This window comes from Algoriphagus sp. AK58, from assembly GCF_014324365.1.
GTDB lineage: Bacteria > Bacteroidota > Bacteroidia > Cytophagales > Cyclobacteriaceae > Algoriphagus.
Genome location: NZ_QEIG01000018.1, coordinates 219,896 through 241,787 on the forward strand (window position 1 = coordinate 219,896; position 21,892 = coordinate 241,787).

Annotated in this window: 26 protein-coding genes and 2 rRNA genes; 12 read left to right on the forward strand and 16 right to left on the reverse strand. The window is 41.9% G+C overall.

The window, feature by feature from the left end:
• Positions 1 to 34: 34 nt before the first annotated feature.
• Together DDT91_RS16500 and DDT91_RS16505 are read right to left on the reverse strand one after the other, a co-directional pair.
• Entirely contained in the window at positions 35 to 841 is an 807-nt protein-coding gene (locus DDT91_RS16500; RefSeq protein ID WP_187177289.1) for an MOSC domain-containing protein, read from the reverse strand.
• 44 nt (positions 842 to 885) lie between these two features.
• Complete coding sequence (locus DDT91_RS16505; protein ID WP_187177290.1) at positions 886 to 1,212, reverse strand: hypothetical protein; 327 nt, start codon at positions 1,210 to 1,212, stop codon at positions 886 to 888.
• Positions 1,213 to 1,263: 51 nt separating this feature from the next.
• On the opposite strand from DDT91_RS16505, the gene dnaK reads away from it, so the two are divergent.
• Together dnaK and DDT91_RS16515 are read left to right on the forward strand one after the other, a co-directional pair.
• A complete protein-coding gene (dnaK, locus tag DDT91_RS16510; protein WP_187177291.1) occupies positions 1,264 to 3,174 on the forward strand; it encodes a molecular chaperone DnaK in 1,911 nt (636 codons plus the stop codon).
• Positions 3,175 to 3,293: 119 nt separating this feature from the next.
• On the forward strand, positions 3,294 to 3,668 hold the full coding sequence (locus DDT91_RS16515) for a co-chaperone GroES family protein (RefSeq protein WP_187177292.1): 375 nt from the start codon (positions 3,294 to 3,296) through the stop codon (positions 3,666 to 3,668).
• A gap of 29 nt (positions 3,669 to 3,697) precedes the next feature.
• Here the strand turns inward: DDT91_RS16515 and DDT91_RS16520 are convergent, their stop codons facing one another.
• From DDT91_RS16520 to rocD, 7 genes are all read right to left on the reverse strand, one after another.
• Positions 3,698 to 4,060, reverse strand: a complete 363-nt coding sequence (locus DDT91_RS16520) for a hypothetical protein (protein WP_187177293.1) — start codon at positions 4,058 to 4,060, stop codon at positions 3,698 to 3,700.
• Between the two features lie 295 nt (positions 4,061 to 4,355).
• Complete coding sequence (locus tag DDT91_RS16525) at positions 4,356 to 5,528, reverse strand: porin (RefSeq protein ID WP_187177294.1); 1,173 nt, start codon at positions 5,526 to 5,528, stop codon at positions 4,356 to 4,358.
• A gap of 119 nt (positions 5,529 to 5,647) precedes the next feature.
• The gene (locus DDT91_RS16530; RefSeq protein WP_370539333.1) at positions 5,648 to 6,913 is read right to left on the reverse strand and encodes an ammonium transporter; all 1,266 of its coding nucleotides are present in this window, start codon (positions 6,911 to 6,913) and stop codon (positions 5,648 to 5,650) included.
• A gap of 546 nt (positions 6,914 to 7,459) precedes the next feature.
• Positions 7,460 to 8,428 carry a porphobilinogen synthase gene (hemB, locus tag DDT91_RS16535; protein WP_187177295.1) on the reverse strand — a complete coding sequence of 323 codons (969 nt, stop codon included), beginning with the start codon at positions 8,426 to 8,428 and terminating at the stop codon, positions 7,460 to 7,462.
• A gap of 119 nt (positions 8,429 to 8,547) precedes the next feature.
• Positions 8,548 to 9,759 carry a porin gene (locus DDT91_RS16540; RefSeq protein WP_187177296.1) on the reverse strand — a complete coding sequence of 404 codons (1,212 nt, stop codon included), beginning with the start codon at positions 9,757 to 9,759 and terminating at the stop codon, positions 8,548 to 8,550.
• A 240-nt stretch (positions 9,760 to 9,999) separates the two neighbouring features.
• Positions 10,000 to 10,653, reverse strand: coding sequence for an HAD family phosphatase (locus tag DDT91_RS16545; protein ID WP_187177297.1), 654 nt, complete (start codon positions 10,651 to 10,653; stop codon positions 10,000 to 10,002).
• Positions 10,654 to 10,728: 75 nt separating this feature from the next.
• Positions 10,729 to 11,997: an ornithine--oxo-acid transaminase gene (gene rocD / locus DDT91_RS16550; RefSeq protein ID WP_187177298.1), complete on the reverse strand. Its 1,269-nt coding sequence runs from the start codon at positions 11,995 to 11,997 to the stop codon at positions 10,729 to 10,731.
• A 74-nt stretch (positions 11,998 to 12,071) separates the two neighbouring features.
• Here rocD and DDT91_RS16555 point away from each other — a divergent pair, with 74 nt between their 5' ends.
• The 10 genes from DDT91_RS16555 (at position 12,072) to DDT91_RS16600 (ending at position 16,991) form a co-directional block, all read left to right on the forward strand.
• A complete protein-coding gene (locus DDT91_RS16555) occupies positions 12,072 to 12,224 on the forward strand; it encodes a DUF5522 domain-containing protein (RefSeq protein ID WP_187177299.1) in 153 nt (50 codons plus the stop codon).
• A 101-nt stretch (positions 12,225 to 12,325) separates the two neighbouring features.
• Positions 12,326 to 12,568: a 50S ribosomal protein L28 gene (gene rpmB, locus DDT91_RS16560; RefSeq protein WP_111392356.1), complete on the forward strand. Its 243-nt coding sequence runs from the start codon at positions 12,326 to 12,328 to the stop codon at positions 12,566 to 12,568.
• 31 nt (positions 12,569 to 12,599) lie between these two features.
• The gene (gene rpmG / locus DDT91_RS16565; RefSeq protein ID WP_187177300.1) at positions 12,600 to 12,782 is read left to right on the forward strand and encodes a 50S ribosomal protein L33; all 183 of its coding nucleotides are present in this window, start codon (positions 12,600 to 12,602) and stop codon (positions 12,780 to 12,782) included.
• Between the two features lie 38 nt (positions 12,783 to 12,820).
• On the forward strand, positions 12,821 to 12,973 hold the full coding sequence (locus DDT91_RS16570; RefSeq protein WP_187177301.1) for a DUF4295 domain-containing protein: 153 nt from the start codon (positions 12,821 to 12,823) through the stop codon (positions 12,971 to 12,973).
• Positions 12,974 to 13,067: 94 nt separating this feature from the next.
• Entirely contained in the window at positions 13,068 to 14,024 is a 957-nt protein-coding gene (gene ftsY, locus DDT91_RS16575) for a signal recognition particle-docking protein FtsY (RefSeq protein ID WP_187177302.1), read from the forward strand.
• 117 nt (positions 14,025 to 14,141) lie between these two features.
• The gene (locus DDT91_RS16580) at positions 14,142 to 14,996 is read left to right on the forward strand and encodes an SPFH domain-containing protein (protein ID WP_187177303.1); all 855 of its coding nucleotides are present in this window, start codon (positions 14,142 to 14,144) and stop codon (positions 14,994 to 14,996) included.
• Positions 14,997 to 15,000: 4 nt separating this feature from the next.
• Positions 15,001 to 15,483, forward strand: a complete 483-nt coding sequence (locus DDT91_RS16585; protein WP_187177304.1) for a hypothetical protein — start codon at positions 15,001 to 15,003, stop codon at positions 15,481 to 15,483.
• A gap of 4 nt (positions 15,484 to 15,487) precedes the next feature.
• A complete protein-coding gene (locus DDT91_RS16590; RefSeq protein WP_187177305.1) occupies positions 15,488 to 15,976 on the forward strand; it encodes a hypothetical protein in 489 nt (162 codons plus the stop codon).
• Entirely contained in the window at positions 15,966 to 16,145 is a 180-nt protein-coding gene (locus DDT91_RS16595) for an Arc family DNA-binding protein (protein WP_187177306.1), read from the forward strand. The genes DDT91_RS16590 and DDT91_RS16595 overlap by 11 nt, the downstream gene beginning before the upstream one ends.
• An 81-nt stretch (positions 16,146 to 16,226) precedes the next feature.
• On the forward strand, positions 16,227 to 16,991 hold the full coding sequence (locus tag DDT91_RS16600; RefSeq protein ID WP_187177307.1) for a class I SAM-dependent methyltransferase: 765 nt from the start codon (positions 16,227 to 16,229) through the stop codon (positions 16,989 to 16,991).
• Here DDT91_RS16600 and DDT91_RS16605 read toward each other — a convergent pair.
• The 7 genes from DDT91_RS16605 to DDT91_RS16635 all read right to left on the reverse strand — a co-directional run.
• Entirely contained in the window at positions 16,988 to 17,950 is a 963-nt protein-coding gene (locus DDT91_RS16605; protein WP_187177308.1) for a glycosyltransferase family 2 protein, read from the reverse strand. The two genes, DDT91_RS16600 and DDT91_RS16605, sit on opposite strands and share 4 nt — an antisense overlap.
• Positions 17,950 to 18,909, reverse strand: a complete 960-nt coding sequence (locus DDT91_RS16610; RefSeq protein WP_187177309.1) for a glycosyltransferase family 2 protein — start codon at positions 18,907 to 18,909, stop codon at positions 17,950 to 17,952. The genes DDT91_RS16605 and DDT91_RS16610 overlap by 1 nt, the downstream gene beginning before the upstream one ends.
• A 2-nt stretch (positions 18,910 to 18,911) precedes the next feature.
• Complete coding sequence (locus DDT91_RS16615) at positions 18,912 to 19,463, reverse strand: DUF4199 domain-containing protein (protein ID WP_187177310.1); 552 nt, start codon at positions 19,461 to 19,463, stop codon at positions 18,912 to 18,914.
• A gap of 6 nt (positions 19,464 to 19,469) precedes the next feature.
• Positions 19,470 to 19,982, reverse strand: a complete 513-nt coding sequence (locus DDT91_RS16620; RefSeq protein ID WP_187177311.1) for a DUF4199 domain-containing protein — start codon at positions 19,980 to 19,982, stop codon at positions 19,470 to 19,472.
• On the reverse strand, positions 19,975 to 21,216 hold the full coding sequence (locus DDT91_RS16625; RefSeq protein WP_187177312.1) for a dihydroorotase: 1,242 nt from the start codon (positions 21,214 to 21,216) through the stop codon (positions 19,975 to 19,977). The genes DDT91_RS16620 and DDT91_RS16625 overlap by 8 nt, the downstream gene beginning before the upstream one ends.
• A 311-nt stretch (positions 21,217 to 21,527) precedes the next feature.
• Positions 21,528 to 21,639: ribosomal RNA gene (gene rrf / locus DDT91_RS16630) — 5S ribosomal RNA — on the reverse strand.
• Positions 21,640 to 21,766: 127 nt separating this feature from the next.
• Positions 21,767 to 21,892, reverse strand: a 23S ribosomal RNA gene (locus tag DDT91_RS16635); the annotation flags it as partial.

Consider the following 21,892-nt stretch of genomic DNA (forward strand, 5'->3'; position numbering starts at 1 on the left):
TCCCGGCTTTTGTATTTTCAGTTAGTTAAGGCTTCTACATGGGGATCAATTCATCCCCAATCTTTACGCATCCTCCACTTAAAGCCACCACATTTTGGCCAAACATGACCTTATTATTCACCGTTCGGTAAGTCGCTAAGGTTTTGAGCGGTTCTTTACCTTTTTCTCCCGTTTCCTGATCCACAGTAGTCAGCACACAGCGCGCGCAGGGTTTCACGATCTGAAACTCAACCGATCCGATCCGAATCTTGCGCAGCTTATCCTCCAGATAAGGTTCGCCTCCGGAAAAAACCAAATTGGGACGAAAGCGATTCATCGGCACATGCGACTCCAATCTGGAGTTTAACTCATTCAAAGAAGATTGCCCTATAATCAAATAAGGCATTCCATCTGCAAAACTCACCGACTCTCCATTGACCGCATAGCGCGGATCCACTTTGCGTTGAGAAGATTCCGGCATTACCACCAGATCCACATCAAAACCCAGAAAATCAGAAAACCAACGCCCAACTGACTCGGAAACCACCTTTCCAATTACCTGATCATCCCAAATCACTACAGGAACATCTGGTCCCTTGGCCAAATCAAAAGGAATGAATAGTGATTTTTGAGCCTGCTTTTTATGAAAAACCAAGAGTCCATTTTCTTGGATTTCCACTTGAAGTAAGGCTAGCGATGAAAACTCTCTTTGGGAAACAAACCTCCCCGCCTTATCTATCAGCATCCATCTTCGGTCATATTGAAACCCCTTCTCCTCCACTCGGGCTTCTTCCAGCCTGATTCCTCCCAAAGACTTGATGGGATAGATAAAAATATCCTGTAGTAGTAATTTATCGTTCATGCTTTAAAATTAGAGGAATTCAGCAGGAAATGATTTTTGGTCGATCATGTGTTGAAAATTGAAATCAGAACATCCAAATCCACTCCCTGAAGAACGCCTGTCCGATTGAACCTATCCAAAGCCACAAAAGACCAAGGATAATTACCGCTACCCATCTGCGCCTTTCCTGATTCTCGGTTTTTAAAAATAGTTTCATTGTTTCCTAGATGCTTCCAAGTATGGCTAGGTTGCATCCAATCCTGTTTTTCTGACAAGAAAGTCAGTATTTCCAACTTACACTGTGACATTTCGTAGACATTATCCCAAATCGCCAGACCTAAATCCTGACAAACTGACACCAAAAAGCAGAAAAATACCAATGGCACAAGCATTGAGCAAAGGGGATAGGATTCAATCTGAAAACACATAAAACTTATATAATCATGGGAAAAATTATAGGCATTGACTTGGGTACCACCAACTCCTGCGTAGCCGCAATGGAGGGTAACGAGCCTGTAGTCATCCAAAACAGCGAAGGAAGAAGAACCACTCCATCGATTGTGGCTTTCCTAGACAATGGAAACGGTGAGCGAAAAGTAGGTGACCCTGCCAAGCGCCAGGCCATCACCAACCCAGCTAATACCATCTCTTCCGTCAAGCGATTCATGGGAAAAAAATTCTCTGAGGTATCCGAAGAGAAAAAACACGCTTCCTATAAAGTCGAGCAAGGATCAAATGACACCGTAGCTATTCGAATCGGAGACAGATCTTACACTCCACAGGAAATCTCTGCGATGATCCTTCAAAAAATGAAGAGTACTGCTGAAGACTTCTTGGGACAAACTGTCACTGAAGCGGTCATCACGGTACCTGCTTACTTCAACGATGCAGAGCGTCAGGCTACCAAAGAAGCAGGACAGATTGCCGGCTTGGAAGTAAAGCGTATCATCAACGAACCAACCGCAGCTGCCTTGGCCTACGGGATGGACAAGAAAAATCAGGACATGAAGATCGCGGTGTATGACCTTGGTGGTGGTACTTTCGATATTTCTATCCTTGAGCTGGGCGACGGTGTGTTCGAGGTAAAATCCACCAATGGTGATGTACACTTGGGTGGTGACGACTTTGACCAAGTAATCATCGACTGGCTTGCAGCGGAGTTCCAAGCCGAAGAGCAGATCGACCTGAGAAAGGATCCAATGGCACTTCAGAGATTGAAAGAAGCTGCTGAAAAAGCAAAAATCGAACTTTCCAGCTCTGCCTCTACTGAAATCAACCTGCCCTACATCACTGCCACACAGACTGGTCCAAAGCACTTGGTCAGAAACTTGAGCCGTGCGAAGTTTGAGCAACTTTCTGAATCTTTGATCAAGAGATCCATGGAGCCTTGCGCCAAAGCATTGAGAGATGCTGGAATGACTGCCTCAGACATCGACGAAGTGATCTTGGTGGGCGGATCTACTCGAATCCCTAGAATCCAGGAAGAGGTAGAAAAATTCTTCGGAAAGAAACCTTCCAAAGGTGTAAATCCTGACGAAGTAGTAGCCATCGGTGCTGCTATCCAAGGCGGTGTATTGACCGGTGAAGTGAAAGACGTTCTTCTCTTGGACGTGACCCCACTTTCTTTGGGGATCGAAACCATGGGTGGCGTATTCACCAAACTGATCGAAGCAAACACTACAATCCCTACCAAGAAGTCCGAAGTGTTCTCCACCGCAGCCGACAATCAGCCCGCTGTAGATATTCATGTACTTCAGGGAGAGCGACCTTTGGCAAAAGACAACAGATCCATCGGTAGATTCCAATTGTCTGACATCCCACCAGCACCAAGAGGAGTTCCTCAGATCGAAGTGACTTTCGACATCGATGCCAACGGTATCCTCAATGTGTCCGCAAAAGACAAAGGAACCGGCAAAGAGCAAAAGATTAAGATTGAAGCTTCTTCAGGTCTTTCTCAGGATGACATCGAGAGAATGAAGCGTGAAGCAGAAGCAAACGCTGCCGCTGACAAAGCTGAAAAGGAAAAGATTGAAAAACTTAACCAAGCTGATAGCTTGATCTTCCAAACTGAAAAGCAGCTGAAAGAATACGGCGACAAGCTCTCTGATGGCAACAAGGCGAATATCAATTCAGCATTGGAAGCCTTGAAATCAGCGCACGGTGCGAAAAACATTGAGGGAATCGATGCTGCCATGGCAAATCTAAATAAAGCTTGGGAAGCCGCTTCCACTGAAATGTACAATGCCACACAGGGCGCTGGAGCTCAGCCAGGTCCTGATGCAGGAGCAAGCTCAAGCGCAGGTGACGGAGTGTCTGATGTAGACTACGAAGAAGTAAGCGAAGACAAAAAATAATCGCTCCTCAAACCAATTCAAACAGCATCTGTTGAAAGACAGGTGCTGTTTATATTTTAGCCAAAATCAAGTTTTGGACAAGACCAATTGGTATTGAGAATAAACTCCACAAAAAAGACATGCAATTAACCGCCGATAACAAACTGAAAAAACTCATTGTGGTGGGAGACCGGGTGCTAATCCGTCTGAAAAAGCCACATGAAAAAACAGACTCTGGGCTTTATCTACCTCCGGGTGTTCAGGAAAAAGAAAAAGTCCAACAAGGATACATCATCAAGACCGGGCCCGGATATCCAATTCCCATGCCTGTGGAGGACCACGAGCCTTGGATGGATTCGGATGAAAAAGTGAAATATGTCCCGTTACAAGCCAAAGAAGGTGATTTGGCCATTTTTCTTCTGTCAGGCGCCCACGAAGTGATCTACGAAGGAGAAAAATACTATATCGTTTCTCAGGGGGCTATACTGATGCTCGAAAGAGAAACGGATCTATGAAAAAAAGCCCGAAATCGGGCTTTTAATATTTAATGAAACCAAGTCTTTTTGGGCTTCATTGATTTCGGTTCTTCATAAACAGCCTTACTATTTGTTTGTATGGAAGACTTATCATCCCAAGGCTTGTGATTTTTTGCCTCAAGGCCTTTAGGATTAGTAATTTCCTCACGGAATCTCACTTTAGATTTGGAGGTTTTGGAGGACCAAACGGAAGTATTCTTCGCTTCCGGCCCCTTCAGACTCAAGGGGGAAGATTCGTGAACCAAAGACATTTTAGGCGTTTTCGCCTTGGCGGGATGTGAATTCTTAATCTTTGGGCCTAATCCAATTTCCTGAGAAAATCCAACCGAGGAAATCAACAGTGCCACCACTATAAACATAGCCTTTTTCATGTCCTGTACATTTGGGTTTGCACAAATATAAACAGAGAAAGGACTGAAAGTGTTACAATAAAAGATGGTTTTTAGAATAAAATTTCCCGAAACACAAATTTTTATTGAAATTTAAAAGATATAAACAAAACAAACCATATATAATTTTACACTCACTTTTTCAAAAAACAGGTAATTCGCACAAAGTTTGATTAAAAATGAAATCGTTTTTCCCGTAAATGAATGAATAAAGAAAAAACCGAGGCGAAAATCACCCCGGCTTTATTAACAATAGACCCTGTTTAAATTTTTATCCTTAAAAGGCAAAAACAGCTGCAAAAAGGAATGATGCTAGGCCTTTACTGGGGTTCAAGTTCTTATTGAGAAAATACTCATCCTTCATAGTGTCCAATCTTAGCTCAGGAATAAGTGTGAGATTCTTACCCACTTTTGCATTGGCAGAAAAAGTAAAAGCAAAGACACTGCCTTTCCCCGAATCATCCACCGAGACCACTCCTTCCAATCCATCATTGAAAACGGAAAAATATTCCCCCCTGACACCAAGTCCAAAATTTTCAGACGGCCTAGCTTGTAAGTATCCGGCAAAACCATAAAAACCAGCACCTTCCCCATCTGTATCCTGAATATCTGATCCAGTATAGATTTGTCCAGAGGCCGAGGTATTGTAAGTAGTATTGACTCCTAAATACCAAAAATCAGAAAGATCAAAACCTGTGGTCAAATCAATTTGAAAAGTCTTACCCAATGACGTCTGTCCAGGCTCCAATCCTTCGCTATCAGAAAATTTCCCATCCTGATCACCGTAGACAACATTTAAATAGGTTGAACCTAGCTCAGTGGAATATCCCAGCTGCCCTCCAAGCGTATAGGTTCCATTAAGGTTAAATTCTGTCATATCAGTCGGATTCATGACGGTTGCCAAAAAAGACCATTTATCGGAAATCTGATAATTTGCCTTAAGCCCTGTATGCGAGAAAGGACCATAAGAAAACATGTACGAAGTAGAATAATTAAAATTACCAGTTGGAGAAATGACCTCATACCCCAAAAAGGTATTGAAATTTCCCATGGTCAGAGTCAATTTGTCTGAGACATTCCAGTAGACATACAGTTGATTGATGATTTGAGAGCTTCCGGCCATCCCTCCTGAATAAAGCGGCGATCCAAACACCGCATCTTCACCCCTAGGACCAAATACCAAATCGGCAACAGCACCCACTTTTTTTCCCTGATAGGTTGCAATAATATTGGCCATACCTAAAGAAAATCCGGGCAGATTTCCAAAAGAAGAAGCTGGAGCTTGAGCATTGTCGCCTTTATTCGGCGCATTAAGGTTGGTTCTAAAATAGGCGTCTACCGAGCCAGAAAGAGTCAAAGACCCTTCCTCTTCAGAGGTCTCTTCTTGAGCAAAAACGATTTGGGTACTGGCAATCGTTAAACATAGGATTAGTAGGAAAATATTTTTCATTTTACTTTTGAGTGTTGGTGAATGTATGAGTTGACCAATAAGAGCCCCGATCCGGTCGAAAGAGAGTCGCGTTTTTTTCTCCGGATGGGGTTCTTTTTTTTCTTATAAGGTGAAGATGATTATTCGTCGTAAACGATGGTGTAGCCTCTGATTCCATGTTCATGAGAATCCAATCCTGTCTTCTCATGTTCAGCGGAAACCCTGATTCCCACTGTCTTTTTGAGCGTGAAGAAAATCAGAAAGGCAGCCGAAAAAGCAGTGGCCCCACAAATTGCCACTCCGATTAATTGGGTGATAAAGCTGTGTTCAGGATTGGTAGAAAATATACCTACCGCCAAAGTACCCCAGATACCACAAGTAAGATGAACAGATACAGCGCCTACCACATCGTCCAATTTCAATTTATCCAGAAGAATAGCTGAAAGCACTACCAATACCCCGGCAACAAACCCAATGAAAATAGCACCCCCCGGAGTAATGACATCTGCTCCGGCAGTGATTCCAACCAGCCCGGCCAAAATTCCATTGAGTAGCATGCCCAAGTCGAGTCTTTTGAATGCAAAGTATGCGGCAAAAAATCCACCCAGTCCTCCGGCACAAGCTCCCAGAGAAGTGGTCACCAGAACTAAAGAGACTAAAGCAGGATCAGCTGAAAGAACAGACCCGCCATTGAATCCAAACCAGCCTAACCACAATAAAAACACCCCGATTACTGCCAAGGGAACACTAGCCCCAGGTTTGTCCACTGTTTTTCCATTGACATATTTCCCTATTCTAGGACCAACAAGAATCACCCCTGCCAAAGCACCCCAACCGCCTACAGAGTGTACCAGAGTACTTCCAGCGAAATCATAGAAACCCATCGCATCCAAAGCCCCTCCTCCCCATTTCCAACTTCCGATCAATGGATAAACCAAACCCACAAAGAATACTGTGAAAACCAAATAGGCTGAAAGCTTCACGCGCTCTGCAATTGCCCCAGAGACTATAGTAGCAGCAGTTGCTGCGAACATGGCTTGGAATAGAAAATCTGTCCAATACGTATAACCTCCATCGGCGTAGTTTACGGAAACATCCGCACTGGCCGGTGAAAACCAAAACATGTTCCAGCCTGCAAAGTCAAAAGACAACCATCCTGGAGCTTCAAATCCGGGGTACATGAGATAAAATCCTACACAGGCATAGGACACAATCCCAATAATTGGAGTGATTGTGTTTTTGAACAGAATGTTAACAGTGTTTTTGGCTTGGCCAAAACCCGTCTCTACGCCGGCAAAACCAAGGTGCATGATAAACACCAGAGCTGTTGCAAGCATCATCCAGACATTGTTTGTCGTGAGCATATTCTTAGAGAGCTCGACTGACAAATCCATAGTCGCGGCCATATCATTGGCCAACAGGGTTGCGAAATACATCATAGGTTTGAGAGTTGATTATTGATAGAACTTCAAATTCACTTATGATCTTCATAAAAAGATCTAATCGAATGTAATTAGAAATTCGATTAAAAAACAAACCTATTTTTAAACTATTCGCAATTTTTACAGTTTATGACGATATTTTTTAAACCATTTTTTGGATTTTTTTCAATTTTTTACCTTTTATGGGTTGTTTTTAAACCCTTATTATTCATTTCATGCAATATTTCTTAGATTCAGAATATTCTTTGAAATCGATTACGAAAACCAGACAACCACCCAATCCAAAGATATTTGGTCAGAAAAAAAAATATAATTCTGCGTTCTTTATTTAAACAAAATTTTAGTAAAATAATGTATGATTATGAAAACGATAATTTTTTAGGATTTTTGATTTTTTTTAAACCTCAATTTCTTTTTGAGACAAAAATTGAAAGATAAACACCCTGAATAAAACCCTCAAAATGAAAAAAGCCCTAATTTCTCAGGGCTTATCCATTATTTTTAGGGTGACTAGCATGGATTCTTCGCAAAATCCTTCGCAAAGTAGGTAAGTATGATCTTTGCACCCGCCCGCTTGATAGAAAGTAAGATTTCATTCATCGAACGGTCATAGTCCAACCACCCTTTTTCGGCTGCGGCTTTTACCATACTGTATTCCCCAGACACATTATAAGCAGCGATAGGAAGTGGATAATTATCGCTCAGCTGCTTGATGATATCCAAATAACTTAATGCAGGCTTTACCATAAGAAAATCCGCACCTTCTTCCACATCCAAATCCGCTTCAATCAAGGCCTCTTTTGCATTGGCTGGATTCATTTGATAGGTCTTCTTATCACCAAACTTAGGCGCAGAATCCAAGGCATCCCTGAATGGCCCATAAAATGCACTGGCATACTTAGCAGTATAAGACATAATGGAGGTGTCAATAAACCCATTTTCATCCAAAAGATCCCGTATATAGCCCACTCTTCCATCCATCATGTCGGATGGCCCAAGGATATCTACTCCTGCATCCGCTTGCGCCAAAGACATTTTTCCTAAAATCTCCAACGTTTCGTCATTGAGTATTTTCCCGTTCTTTACCAAGCCATCATGACCATCACTGCTGTAGGGATCCATAGCCACATCTGACATCAGGCATACTTCAGGGAATTGTTTCTTGATTTCCCGAAGAGCCTTTAGATAAAACGTCTCAGGATTGTAGCTTTCAGAAGCTACGGCATCTTTCAGGGACTCTGGATAAGCAGGGAATACATCAAAGGAATAAATCCCCAGCTTCATGCACTCTTCAATTTCTTTCAGCATCAAGTCAGTGGAAAAACGAAAGATCCCGGGCATAGAAGCCACTTCGATTTGCTTCTTTTGCCCATCCACCAGAAACAAGGGGAAAATTAAATCCTTAACAGAAACTTGGGTCTCTTCCACCAAATTACGTACAGACTCAGATTTACGGTTTCTTCTAGGTCTTCTTTGCATAGCTTTCTTGAATGTCCACAAAGGTAACCCATCACGTTTACATAGCCCGAATTGAAATGAATAAAATAAGGCGCACCGACTTGGGATGCGCCTTAAAATAAATTTTCAAATCAGCTAAATCAGAAATTAACCTGAGCCTGCAATCTGAGTAAGCTTCCTTTTTGCCTGTTGTCAGGATTGGTTGAATTTTCGAAGGTTCTGTCTGAAATCGTATACATCGTAACCAATTCGAAGTTTTTGCTGAATTGCCACTCCACACCCAATTCCAGCTCTTTCACGCGATGACGGGTCGCATCCAATTCGAATTTCTTACCTCCTTTATAATAATGGTATCTTCCGAAAGGAATAAAAACTTTAGAATCCAACTTCAGCATATAACTGGCCAAGACATATCCTCCTTCCAAAGGGGCGTCCAGCACCTGATTAGTTGACGGATCATACTCGGGACCTCTACCCCAATTGTATTCGGCCTGAAGACCAAAGGGCTGAGGGTAAATCACGAAGGTGGGCCCATACCTGAATTCCTTGAATTCATTTTGACCAACTTCCGTCTTAGGCCCTTTATTCACAACATATTTACCCGTATATCCTTGCAATGAAGCTTCAATAATCTGCCCCGATGGAAGCTCCAAGGGATAGGTCATTCGGGCTACGACGTTTAGATTCTTGTTTCTATCTAAGGCATTTGGCCCTTGACCATTGTAGACCCCCAAACCAAACATCCCATAATCTCCTGACCCCTTGAGACCTGATGAAACCAAGTAGCTGAAGAGCTTCCTGATTTCCTTTGGTGCGTAATAGAAAAAGACTCCGGTCTCGCGTTCATTAGGAGCAGCAGAGTTAATTCCATCATTCCGATCAAGTGGAAGTCGGTTTTGACTCGACTGCATATTTTCGAAGCCGAAAGGAATCTTGGATTGCCCTATTCGAACACGAAACTCATTATCAGCGTCCAACCCCAAATCAAAGTAAGCATCCCGAATTTGAGCAAGATTTGATCCACCGGAAGCGAAATCAGGCTGAATATAAAAGTAAATCTTTGGGTGAATTTGTCCTGAAAAAATGATCCGGATCCGACGGAAAAAGAATCCACCACCATCCCCACCCCAACTTCGATCACATTGATCACACTTTAAGTCAGGATTTGTTTCAAACAATCCATTATACCTCAATTGGGCATACCCTCTGATCTGAATTTTTTCATACCAGGCATTCTGAACTTTCTGTTCAGGTTTTTCAGTGAGTAGCGAGTCTTTTTCAGCACCCCTTGCAAAAGTGCCAAATAAGACCAAGGCAAAGGAAGCCAAGGCTACTGCGAAACGGATTCGCATATAGGAAGATGTTTAGTAAGAGTTTGTACAGCGATGCAAAGTTGAACCCCGTAGTTTGCTAAAAAATGAATCCAGAGTTATGAATTTGTTACAAAAACGAAATCATTAGAGTTATTTTTAAATCTTATAAAAGAAAAAAATGCTCAAAAACTATTTTTTAGAGCTTTCTAATATTATGCAAATGTTAAGCTACTCAAGTGATGTTAAAAAATCTTGAAACTAATGTTAAGCCAAATTGGACTATTCCAAGAGAGAAATGATCCTGTTCACGTCCAGGTCAAGGTAATTTTCGACATACAAATCACACACAGGTAATTGTTCCACGGTATGAGAAGAAAGTACACCGACTACCTTCATTCCCGCATTTTTGGCAGCAGAAACACCCGAAAACGAATCTTCAAAGACAATGCATCGATCAGGGGATAGGGAAAGGTTTGCCGCGGTCTTGAGATAAACTTCAGGGTCAGGCTTATGCTTGTTCACATGTTCACTAGCCAAGGCAGACTCCAGGTGTGGAAACAAATCCAATCTTCCCCCGATGAGTTCAAGGTTTGCAAAAGGCGCGGAAGTGGCAACACCGGTTTTGAATCCTTCTTTTCTTAGGCTGTGAAAAAAATCCAAAAATCCCGGAATCGGATCCACATGGTGCTGATAGATTTCCCGGAATAAGCTTTCTTTTTCAAACTCCAAATCCAACAACTCTTCTCCTTCAATTTTTCTTCCCAGAAAATGACTGAGGATGTAGCCATTGTTTTTCCCATACATGTGAAGTTGGAATTCCTCCTCCGTGGGAAATAGATTTCTTTTTTCGAAGAAAATTTTGAAAGCTTGAGAATGAAAGGGATTGGTGTGGCAGATCACTCCATCCATATCGAAAATGACTGCTTTGGACATAAGGAAGGCTTGGAAACAGAGAATTCGCTTAAAGGCAAACCTCAAAGCGAATTCAAAAGTGCGAAATCGGATCAATTAATTGAAAGAGGAAATTACCTTCTCGATGATGTCGCAGCACTCATGAAGTTGCTCTTCTGTCATCACCAAAGGAGGCGCAAACCGGATGATATTGCCATGGGTTGGTTTCGCTAAAAGACCATTTTCGGCAAGCTTCATACAGATATCCCAGGCCGTGGAGCTCTCTGGAGTATCGTTGATCACGACGGCATTGAGCAAACCCTTTCCCCTTACCAACTTGGCGATAGGGTATTTATCCACGACATGTTGCATCCGTTCTCTGAAGATCCTCCCAAGCCGGCGTGCATTTTGTGCCAGTTTTTCATCTCGGACTACTTCTAATGCCGTCATGGCAACTTTTACCCCCAAGGGATTCCCACCAAAAGTTGATCCATGCTGGCCTGGCTTGATCACTTCCATGATGTGTCTGTCTGCCAAAACAGCCGATACAGGATAAAATCCACCCGAAAGTGCCTTACCCAAGATTAAAATATCAGGCTTGGTGTAGGTTTCCTGGCGTTCGCAGTGCCCTTCACACGTACAGTTTCCGCATACAGCCAACAAAGAGCCTGTGCGGGCGACTCCGGTTTGAATTTCATCAGCGATGAATAAGACATTTTTCGCGGAACAGGCTTCTTTAGTTTTTCTTATAAAATCCTCTGCTGGGGTATAAACTCCCGCCTCACCTTGGATAGGCTCCACCAAGAAGCCTACGACACCTTCGATTTCCAATGCCCTTTCCAAAGCAGGAATGTCGTTGTAAGGAATCCGGATAAAACCTTCCGTAAAAGGTCCGAAACTTTTTCTTGCATTGGCATCATTGGAGAAAGAGATAATTGTCGTGGTCCGACCGTGAAAATTATTTTCAGCTACAATGATCTTGGCTGTATTTTCAGCCACCCCTTTTTTCTCATATCCCCACTTTCGGGCAAGCTTCAAAGCTGTCTCTACTCCTTCCGCACCGGTATTCATTGGCAGGACCATGTCAAAGCCAAAATATTCGGTGATATACTTTTCAAAAGGTCCAAGCATATCATTGTAAAAAGCACGGGAAGTAAGCGTAAGCTTTCCAACTTGCTCGATCATGGCCTCTTTGATCCGTGGATGGCAGTGTCCCTGATTGACTGCTGAGTAAGCTGAGAGAAAATCAAAATACCTTTTCCCTTCTACATCCCAAAGGAAAACGCCCTCTCCTCTGGACAATACTACAGGAAGTGGATGATAATTGTGTGCTCCATATTGATCTTCCAATGCGATGGCTTGCTGGCTAGAGGTAATCGTTTCCATGATTTAGTTACTTTTGTTATTAGATTCAAAAATCGAATTATGCCCAAATATAGGGAATGCCTTTCGGTCAAGCCATGAAAACAGAAAAGAAGCCTTTACCCTCGCTGACTCCGGAAGACTTTTATTTCAATGAACAGGGATTGATGGTGTTTACTGCCAAATATCACCTCAAACGTGGTTATTGCTGTGGAAGCGGGTGCAAACATTGCCCCTATCCCAAGCCATAAAACACTGGGAATATTTTTAAAATGCTTTGTTGTTAATTCCCAAAAAGTTCCGATATTTGCAGACTCATTACAGAAACGCATACCAATTACGATACATAATCATGGCAAAAGTTTGTGACATTACCGGAAAAAGACCTCGAGTAGGTAACAACGTGTCCCATGCAAACAACAAGACCAAGCGTAGATTTTACCCAAATCTTCACAAGAAGAATTTCTACGTTCCTGAGGAAGACGCATGGATCACTTTGAAAGTGTGCTCTAAGGCATTGAAGACAATCAATAAGAAAGGTATCTCTGCCGTTTTGAAAGAAGCGCAGGATAAAGGCATGATTGTAATCAGATAATCAAAGTCACAGTCCCTAAATCAACACAGAGATGGCTAAGAAAGGAAACAGAGTACAAGTGATTATGGAATGCACCGAGCACAAAAACTCCGGCATGCCAGGTACTTCAAGATACATCACCACCAAAAACAGAAAAAACACTACCGAAAGATTGGAATTGAAGAAATTCAACCCAATCCTGAAAAGAGTGACTGTTCATAAAGAAATTAAATAATTTTAGCTTGGGAGTACTTCCCTTAAACTTAAAAAGCAATGGCTAAGAAAGTTGTAGCAACCCTGAAAAAAGAAGGTGGCGTGTCTTACGCCAAAGTAATCCGTGCCGTAAAGTCTGACAAGACTGGTGCTTACACCTTCAAAGAAGAAATGGTTCCTTCCACTGCTGTGCAGGACACCTTGAAAAAATAATTTGCCTAGTGCATCGTAATGCATACCAGGTCCCTCTGAATCAATTCAGTAGGGACTTTTTCATTATATTCCGTTTTTAATTCAATTCAATCCCATGGGAATCTTTGGTTTCTTTTCGAAAGAGAAAAAAGAAAGTCTGGATCAAGGTCTACAAAAGACCAATGAATCCATCTTCTCCAAACTCAGCAAAGCAGTCGTCGGCAAATCAAAGGTCGATGAGGAGGTTTTGGATGAACTGGAGGAAATACTCATCACCTCTGATGTTGGAGTAGACACCACCATCAAAGTAATCAAACGAATCGAGGAACGGGTGGCCAGAGACAAATACCTAAACACTGCTGAATTGGATCAGATTCTAAGGGAGGAAATCGCTTCTCTTTTAGAAGAAAACAATTCTCAAGATCTCTTGGATTTTGACATTCCCGCCGAAAAAAAGCCCTACGTGATCATGGTCGTAGGCGTCAATGGTGTCGGCAAAACCACCACCATCGGAAAGCTTGCCAATCTTTTCAAAAACGCAGGAAAAAATGTAGTCCTTGGGGCAGCAGATACTTTTAGAGCAGCTGCGGTAGATCAATTGATCTTATGGGGAAATCGGGTGGGAGTGCCTGTGGTGTCACACGGCATGAATACAGATCCTGCCTCGGTGGCTTTTGATGCTGTAAAACAGGGGGTAGATACAGGTGCTGATGTAGTCATCGTGGATACCGCCGGCCGACTGCACACCAAAGTCAACCTGATGAATGAGCTGAGCAAAATCAAACGGGTGATGCAAAAATTCATCCCTGATGCTCCTCATGAAATCATGCTCGTGCTTGATGGCTCCACCGGACAAAATGCCTTCATTCAAGCAAAAGAATTTACCAAAGCTACCGAAGTAACTTCCCTAGCCATTACCAAACTGGATGGAACCGCCAAAGGCGGGGTTGTCATCGGCATCTCGGATCAATTCAAAATCCCGGTGAAATACATCGGGGTAGGTGAAAAAATGACTGATCTCCAGATTTTCAACCGAAAGGAGTTTGTCGATTCGCTTTTCAAAAAGAAATAAAATCTAAATCCATCAAAATATCCTCCGAAAAGTCGGGGGATTTTTTTTTGCCAAAACTTGAACCTTGACTTTCTTTTTCCGTAATTCAAATTGATATCATTTTAACATCATATTGACATGGAAAAAGTCATCAAACCCTCCTCCGGTTATTTCATGCTATTCTTGGCATTGGCTGCGATAGCTGCATCCGTTTACAGTTTCACTCTGGGCCTTCCTTATGCTATTATAGGAGGTATAGTATTGTTCATTGCCTTGATCTGCTTAGCGGGTTTCTTCATTGTTGACCCCAATAAGGCAATGGTCCTGTTGTTATTCGGAGAATATAAAGGAACAGTCAAGGCCAATGGCTTTTTCTGGGTCAATCCATTTATGACTAAGAAAAAGATTTCCCTGCGTGTCCGAAACTTTGAAAACAAACCACTCAAGGTCAATGATAAGATCGGCAATCCAGTCATGATCGGAACCATTGTCGTCTGGCAAGTGGAAGACACTTTTAAAACCACATTTGATGTGGAAGACTATGAAAACTTCGTCCATTTACAGACTGACGCAGCAGTGAGAAAGATGGCTGGACTCTATTCCTATGACAACTTTGACGACGATCACAGCGAAGTCACGCTTCGATCCGGTGTAGAAGAAGTGAATCATTCCTTGGAAAAGGAAATTTCAGAACGCTTACTTCAGGCAGGCATCAAAGTCATCGAGGCCCGTATCTCCAATCTAGCTTATGCATCTGAAATTGCCTCTGCCATGCTTCAGCGTCAGCAAGCAACCGCCATTGTGGCAGCAAGACAAAAGATCGTCGAAGGCGCGGTTGGAATGGTAGAAATGGCTTTGGCAGATCTGAAAATGAAAGACATCATCGAATTTGACGAAGAGAAAAAAGCTGCGATGGTATCCAATCTCATGGTGGTCCTTTGTTCTGACCGAAGTGCCAGCCCTGTCTTAAATGTGGGAACTTTAAACCAATAGGCAAATGGTGGTCAATGAACAGCAGAGTTTCCGGGGAACCTTCCTCATGTACGGCATTATCCTACTGGAGCTCCCGACGCTTGTATTGATCAGCACACTTTATTTCACAGGTAAGCTGGGCGAAGACGGATGGATCGCCCTACTTATTGTGGGTACACTTATGCCTCTCGCTTTTTTCTTATTCATGAATATCACCTTGGAAACCCGAATGGATGATAGTTCATTTAGGTACAAAAGCGGTCCCTTTCAGAGTTCCTGGAAAACTTTTAAGAAAGAAGATATCAAAACCATTACTGTACACAAAAAAGATGGCTTTCTGGACTATGGGGGAATAGGAATTCGCTTTTCCGGTAATACAAAGGTCTATATCTTTTTGGCAGACCATGTCATTGAGATAGAAACAGGAAAAAGGAAATTAGTTTTCAGCACCCACAAGCCAAGGGAATTTGAAGAAATGATTGAATCTTGGAAATCCTCAAAAAGTTAAACCTATGGCAAACTACCTATTTCAAGAGGCTCAACGCATCGGAAGAATCTGGATTTGGGGAATTACGATTCTGGTAATCGGCATTGTCTTAATTAGTATCTTCTTATCCTCAGGGACATTCTTGGATTGGGGGATCGTCTTTCCCATTGGCATTCTAGCCTTGGTCAATATTCTTCTTTTCAAAATGGAACTCAAAACCCGAATTGATCAGGACAGCTTGAGCTTTAGTTATTTTCCTTTTATCAAAGAAAGAAAATATCGCTTTGAAGAGATTGACTCCATGGAATTGATAGAATACAATGGACTTTTGGAATATGGAGGCTGGGGAATAAAATGGAATTTCGATTCGTGGTCCTACACTACCGGTGGAAAACACGGAATCCTAGTTAAAACAAAAAAGAAAAAATTTCTTCTTGGCACCCAAAAGCCCGCAGAGGCTCAAAAAGCGATCGATCAATTTAACGAATTCAAATCTCAATCTTATGGCAGCTAAAAAACCTTTCGCCCTAAGATTGGACGAGAAAATGATGAAAGCCGTGGAAAAATGGGCGGAAGACGAGTTCCGAAGCACCAATGGCCAACTGGAATGGATCATCAGAGAAGCACTGAAAAAGGCAGGGAGACTGCCTAAATCCTCAGCCGAAGAAGACAGAATAGATTAAGGATAAAATCAGCGTCAACTATCAGAAAAATCACCCCCATACTAGTTGCATTTGGTAAATTGCAGCTGCTTTGCAGATTCCATGAAATCCATCATCAGTTTTGTTATCCGCTACGTTCCAAGGCCCCTGCTACAGACGATCAGTCCTTTGGCCATGACTATTCTTTCACGTCTGAACAAAGGATCAAATGTCGAATGCCCTGTTTGTGGCAGCCACTACAAGAAATTCTTACCCTATGGAAGAATTGCTAGAGAAAATGCGCTGTGCCCTTCTTGCCTTGCATTAGAAAGACATCGTCTGATGTGGCTTTTTTTAAAAAAAGAAACAAATTTCTTCTCGGCCCCACTTAAAGTGCTCCATGTAGCGCCCGAACATTGCTTTATTAATAGGTTTGAAGCTTTACCCAACTTAGACTATATCACGGCCGATATTGAATCTCCTTTGGCAAAAGTAAAAATGGATGTGCATTCCATTCCATTTCCAGAAAACACCTTTGATGTCATTTTTTGTAATCATGTACTCGAACATGTGGATGATGACATTCTGGCCTGTTCTGAGTTCAATCGAGTGTTAAAACCTGGGGGTTGGGGAATCTTGCAATCTCCCGTTTATGCGCTGGACAATACTTTGGAGGACAATACTATCACTGATCCTGCAGACAGAGAACGGATCTTTGGACAACGAGATCATGTCAGAAAATTTGGAAAAGATTATGCCGAAAGACTGCGCAAGTCAGGACTTCAGATCGAGGAGAATCAATTTGTGAAAACCTTATCCTCAGAGTTGATCAAAAGATATGCACTGCCACAGGATGAGGTACTATTTATTTGCCGAAAAGGAATCTAACTTCCGAGACCTTTCCTAAACAACTCTACAACCAATCCAGCCCCATACCCTGATAATTGGACAAGGGACGTAATCAATGCCAACATTCCAACCCGTGCGGATTGATATTTCCAGCTGGCATTTAAGATCACCAAAATTGCCCAAACACCAAAAACAAGTAATTGGGGGGTGAGCAGAAACTTGATAAATAATGCATTGATCCCCAAGGAAATCAAAAAAAGAAGAAAGAAAGTCGGCAACCAATGGACTAGCTTGATAGCTTCCGGATGAAATCGGGAAACGTTAACCCGGTTTTGGCCAAAAGAAAACGCCTGTTTGGCAAATGACAAAAGCGTATTTTTTCGTTTATGGTACACGTAAGCCTCCTCAACCAATTCCAGCTTGAAACCTGCCTTTTTGATCCGGATACTCCACTCGATATCCTCCCCTCGGTTGGGATCCACAAAGCCTCCAATCTTCACAAAGACACTTTTGGAAACGCCCATATTAAATCCTCTAGCCTGATATTTGGAAGGATCTTTGAGTTTTCCACGAATACCACCAGTTGTCCAAAAGGATGTCATTGCAAAATCCATAGACTTTTGTAGGTTGGAAAAGTCAGCTGCGGCCGCATCGGGACCACCAAATGCGTCCAATTTTCTGCTGATAATCGCCTCCTGAAGAACTTCCAAGTAGCGTTCCGGCAAAATGACATCTGAATCCAAAATGATAAAAAAATCACCTCTTGCCTTCTCCATTCCATGATTTCTGGCAAATCCCTGTCCTGTGTTTTGCTGGAAAAAATAGTGAAGATCCAGTTTGCCTCGGAAGGATTGGACTACTTCATCGGACCTTGTCACAGAACCATCTTCAACCACAATTACCTCAAAATCACCGTAAGACTGCTGGGCAAGACTTTGAAGTAATTCCGAAAGTTCACCTGGTCGGTTAAATACTGGAATGATAACGGAGAAAAACATCAGAAATCAAAGTTGATCTCTTCATCTATTTTGTATTCAGTTTCTTTGGCTTGATTGGAGGTCATCAGTTCGGCAATAAAACCCGTCACAAATAATTGAACCCCTATGATGATCGCAACAAGAGCCAAGAAAAAAAGAGGCTGATCCACTACTTCACGGACCTTTAGCCCCTTACTTAAGCCATAAATCTTTTCAAAAATAAGCCAGCAAGTAATGATAAAACCGGTAAGGAAGGATAGGGTGCCCAAAAGACCGAAAAAGTGCATGGGCTTCTTTTTATATCTGTGCACAAAGGATACAGAAATCAAATCAAGAAACCCATTTAGAAAGCGCTCAAGACCAAATTTGGAATACCCATATTTTCTGGCTTGATGCTTTACTACCTTTTCTCCGATTTTCGGGAATCCATTCCATTTTGCAAGCAAGGGAATGTACCGGTGCATTTCGCCGTAGACATTAATGTTTTTGACTACCTTATTTCGGTAGGCTTTTAATCCACAATTAAAATCATGCAATTGAATTCCTGAAATCCATCTCGTAACCCCATTGAAAAATTTTGAAGGGATTGTTTTTGAAATCGGATCATGACGCTCCTTTTTCCAGCCAGAGACAACATCCAATCCACCTGTGATCAGTTCATAGAGGCCGGGGATTTCATCAGGACTGTCCTGAAGATCTGCGTCCATAGTAATCACCACTTCACCCACTGCCCTCTTGAATCCTGCATCCAAGGCAGCTGATTTTCCATAATTCCTTGTAAAATTGAGCCCTTTCAAGGAGGAATTGGAAGCAGAAAGTTGTTGGATCACTTCCCAAGATCGATCGGTACTCCCGTCGTTGATCAGAATCACTTCGTAAGAAAAGCCGTGCTCAATCATCACACGGCTAATCCAATGGGTCAATTCAGGTAAGGATTCTTCCTCGTTGAATACAGGAACAACAACGGAAATTTGAGTCATAATTAGTAGTCGAGCGATTTATCGCGCTTCTTTAGAATAGCAGCCAAAATTAAGGCAATGATTGCATAGCCAATTAATCCAAAACCAAAGTTTTTGATTTGACCTGCCAGAGTAAAAGAACCTTCAGATTGAGCCCTGATATTGTCTAATGCCTCCGTAGGCAAAGAATCAGGATTCTGACCAAAGCTTTCCATCATCTTGAGAGAATTTTCAAAAGTGATATCCGCCAAAACTTCGGGCAGGGAGGGGTCAATTACATGAAAAAGAAGCAACATACCGACCAAGGAAATGATACCGGAGATCACAATCGATATAAAACTAAAATTGAAAGCAGTTCCAAAAGACATGAATCCTCCAAGTTCTTTTCGGTACTGAGTTCCGAAATAAATCACTAAGCCAAAGAAAATAACCAAGGATACCAGTGCAAAATAACCTGAAGCCAATAAGCTCGAGTCAATAAAATAAGCTATATAAGTAATAGCCAAAGCGGCTAATCCCATTGTAATCCCGGGGGTTACAGCTGCTTGAAAAGGAGTTTGTGCTTGTTCTTCCATAAAAGATCAATTGGGGTTTTTTCTTAAAATTATTGAAATAATAATGCTAAAAAACATTCCAGGGATGATTTTCCATATACCGTCATTAAATGCCACGTCCCATTTGGTCATACCTTTTAGGTTAGACCTCGTTAATTCAAAAGATTCTTGGCCGACTTGCGAAATAATTATGTCCTTGTTTTCCTCCAACACCGCCCATTTGGTTTGCTGAATGGATGAAAATAATTCAGGAGAAAAGAATAGAACTACCCAAATCCCTAATGAGGCCAAGATCCCCATTAACACATAGGTCACAAAACCTACTGTCATCCCTTCAGCAAAAGACAAATAACCTGAATTGGTATAGTCCTTAAAAAACTTGATACCTAGAAATAGGGCAATGGGGGTAATTATATAACCAAAAATCAAGTTTAAATTGGTCGGATCTGGATATAAAAAAGAAAGCACGATAAAGGATGCCAAACTCAGAATCCCCCCCAATATCCCAAATTGAAATGCTGTTTTAAGGTATTTAGTCATCCAACTTCACCAATTGGCCTTTTTGTAAGACATATTTTACCTTTCCTTTTAGCTTTTGACCAAACCAAGGATGATTTGAAGAGAGAGATTTATTCGTTTTCTCATTATATATCCAAGATTCAGATGGATCAAAAATCGTCCATGAATTGATAGGCAAACCAATAATAGCTGAAGGCCCTGAAGTGATTTTTTCAATCAAAAAAGGCCACCCCAACTCATCGGATAAAGCAACCATCGCCGGAAGAAAGGTCTGCAATCCTGACATTCCAAAAGCGGCTAGATCAAACTCAGCAAATTTAGAATCAAAATCCTGTGGCTGATGGTTGGAAACTATGGCATCAATAGTACCGTCTTTTAGACCTTCAATCAAAGCAGTTCTATCCACAATTCCCCTGAAAGGAGGTTTAACTTTCAAGTTAGAATCAAAAGAGGTCAAGTCCTGATCACTAAATATCAATTGGTAAATAGAAACATCCGCAGTAACAGCAAGCCCTTCTTTTTTTGCTTGCCTGATCATTTCTACCCCTTTTGCTGTACTCAATGTTTGAAAATGAACTCTCCCTCCGGTGTACCGTATGATTTCTAAATTTTTTTGAATAGCCACATCTTCTGCAAGATTAGGAATACCTTTCATTCCCAGCTTAGTGGATACCTCTCCTTCGTGCATTTGACCAAAGATCCCTAAAAGCGGATCATAGGCATGATCAAACAAAATCCCGTTAAACCTTTGTAAATACTGAAGAATTTTCATGTAACGATCAGAATTAAACAAGGGCTTAACCCCATCGCCGAAAATCCTAAGACCTGACTGATAATGCATATCAAGCATCTCTGTCAAATCTTCACCTTCAGTTTTCTTCGTCACTGCCCCCATGACAATAAATTCTGGCAAAAATTCGCTGGATTTACTTTTAACAAACTCAACTTCATTTTTGGATTGTATGACGGGTTCCGTATTAGGCATTATTACCGCCTTAGAAAACCCACTTACCAAGAGTGAATCAGCAAGCGATTCTATAGATTCCCGATACTCTTGCCCAGGTTCCCCTAATCCACACCTTAAGTCAATCCAGCCCTCACTTCCCAACATGTGCGAACAGTCAACCACTTTTTCATAATGATTAAAATCCTCATTTTCTACAAGTTTTAATTGATTCCCTACAATACAATAATCCGTTGGAGGGAGAATGTTTCTGTCTTGGATCAATTGAAGATTTTGAAGTAGGATGGCCATTCCGATTTTATTTGGTGCAAAACTGCAATAATATTCTTTAAAAAGAAAAATGAGAATTGAAATGAAGGCAAACCTAGGAGCTTTTAAAAATCGATGGTTAGAAAGATACTTATGAAATCAAAATCCCATTAGAAACCCCTCCTTAAATTTTGGTTTGCAAAGATTAACAGTGCGATTACAAGATAACCTATCAAAAGTTGGCAGAAGAAAGAGATTCTACTCCAAGGGTCGCCATAATTAAAATAAACCTTAAATACACCTCTTTAGGTAAACGAAAAAAGCCTTCAGAGATTAGCTGAAGGCTTTGAATAATGTGGCGGCGACCTACTCTCCCGGGAGTAACCCCAGTACCATCGGCGCTGCAGGGCTTAACTTCTCTGTTCGGGATGGGAAGAGGTGGGACCCCTGCGCTAGGCCGCCTAAATCTTGCAAGACTTTTAGAGTCAAGAATCAAGAGATCAGACTTTTATGCTGTCTTGTTTCTCGCTTCTAGCGTCTTGTATCTAATATCTTATGTCTTTAACATATCTGGTAGAAACTGTAACAATCCGTAGGTAAGCTTTCGGGCAATTAGTACTGCTCAGCTATGCCATTGCTGACTTTACACCTGCAGCCTATCAACGTCATCGTCTCTGACGGCCCTATATGGAAGTCTCATCTTGAGGGGAGTTTCGCA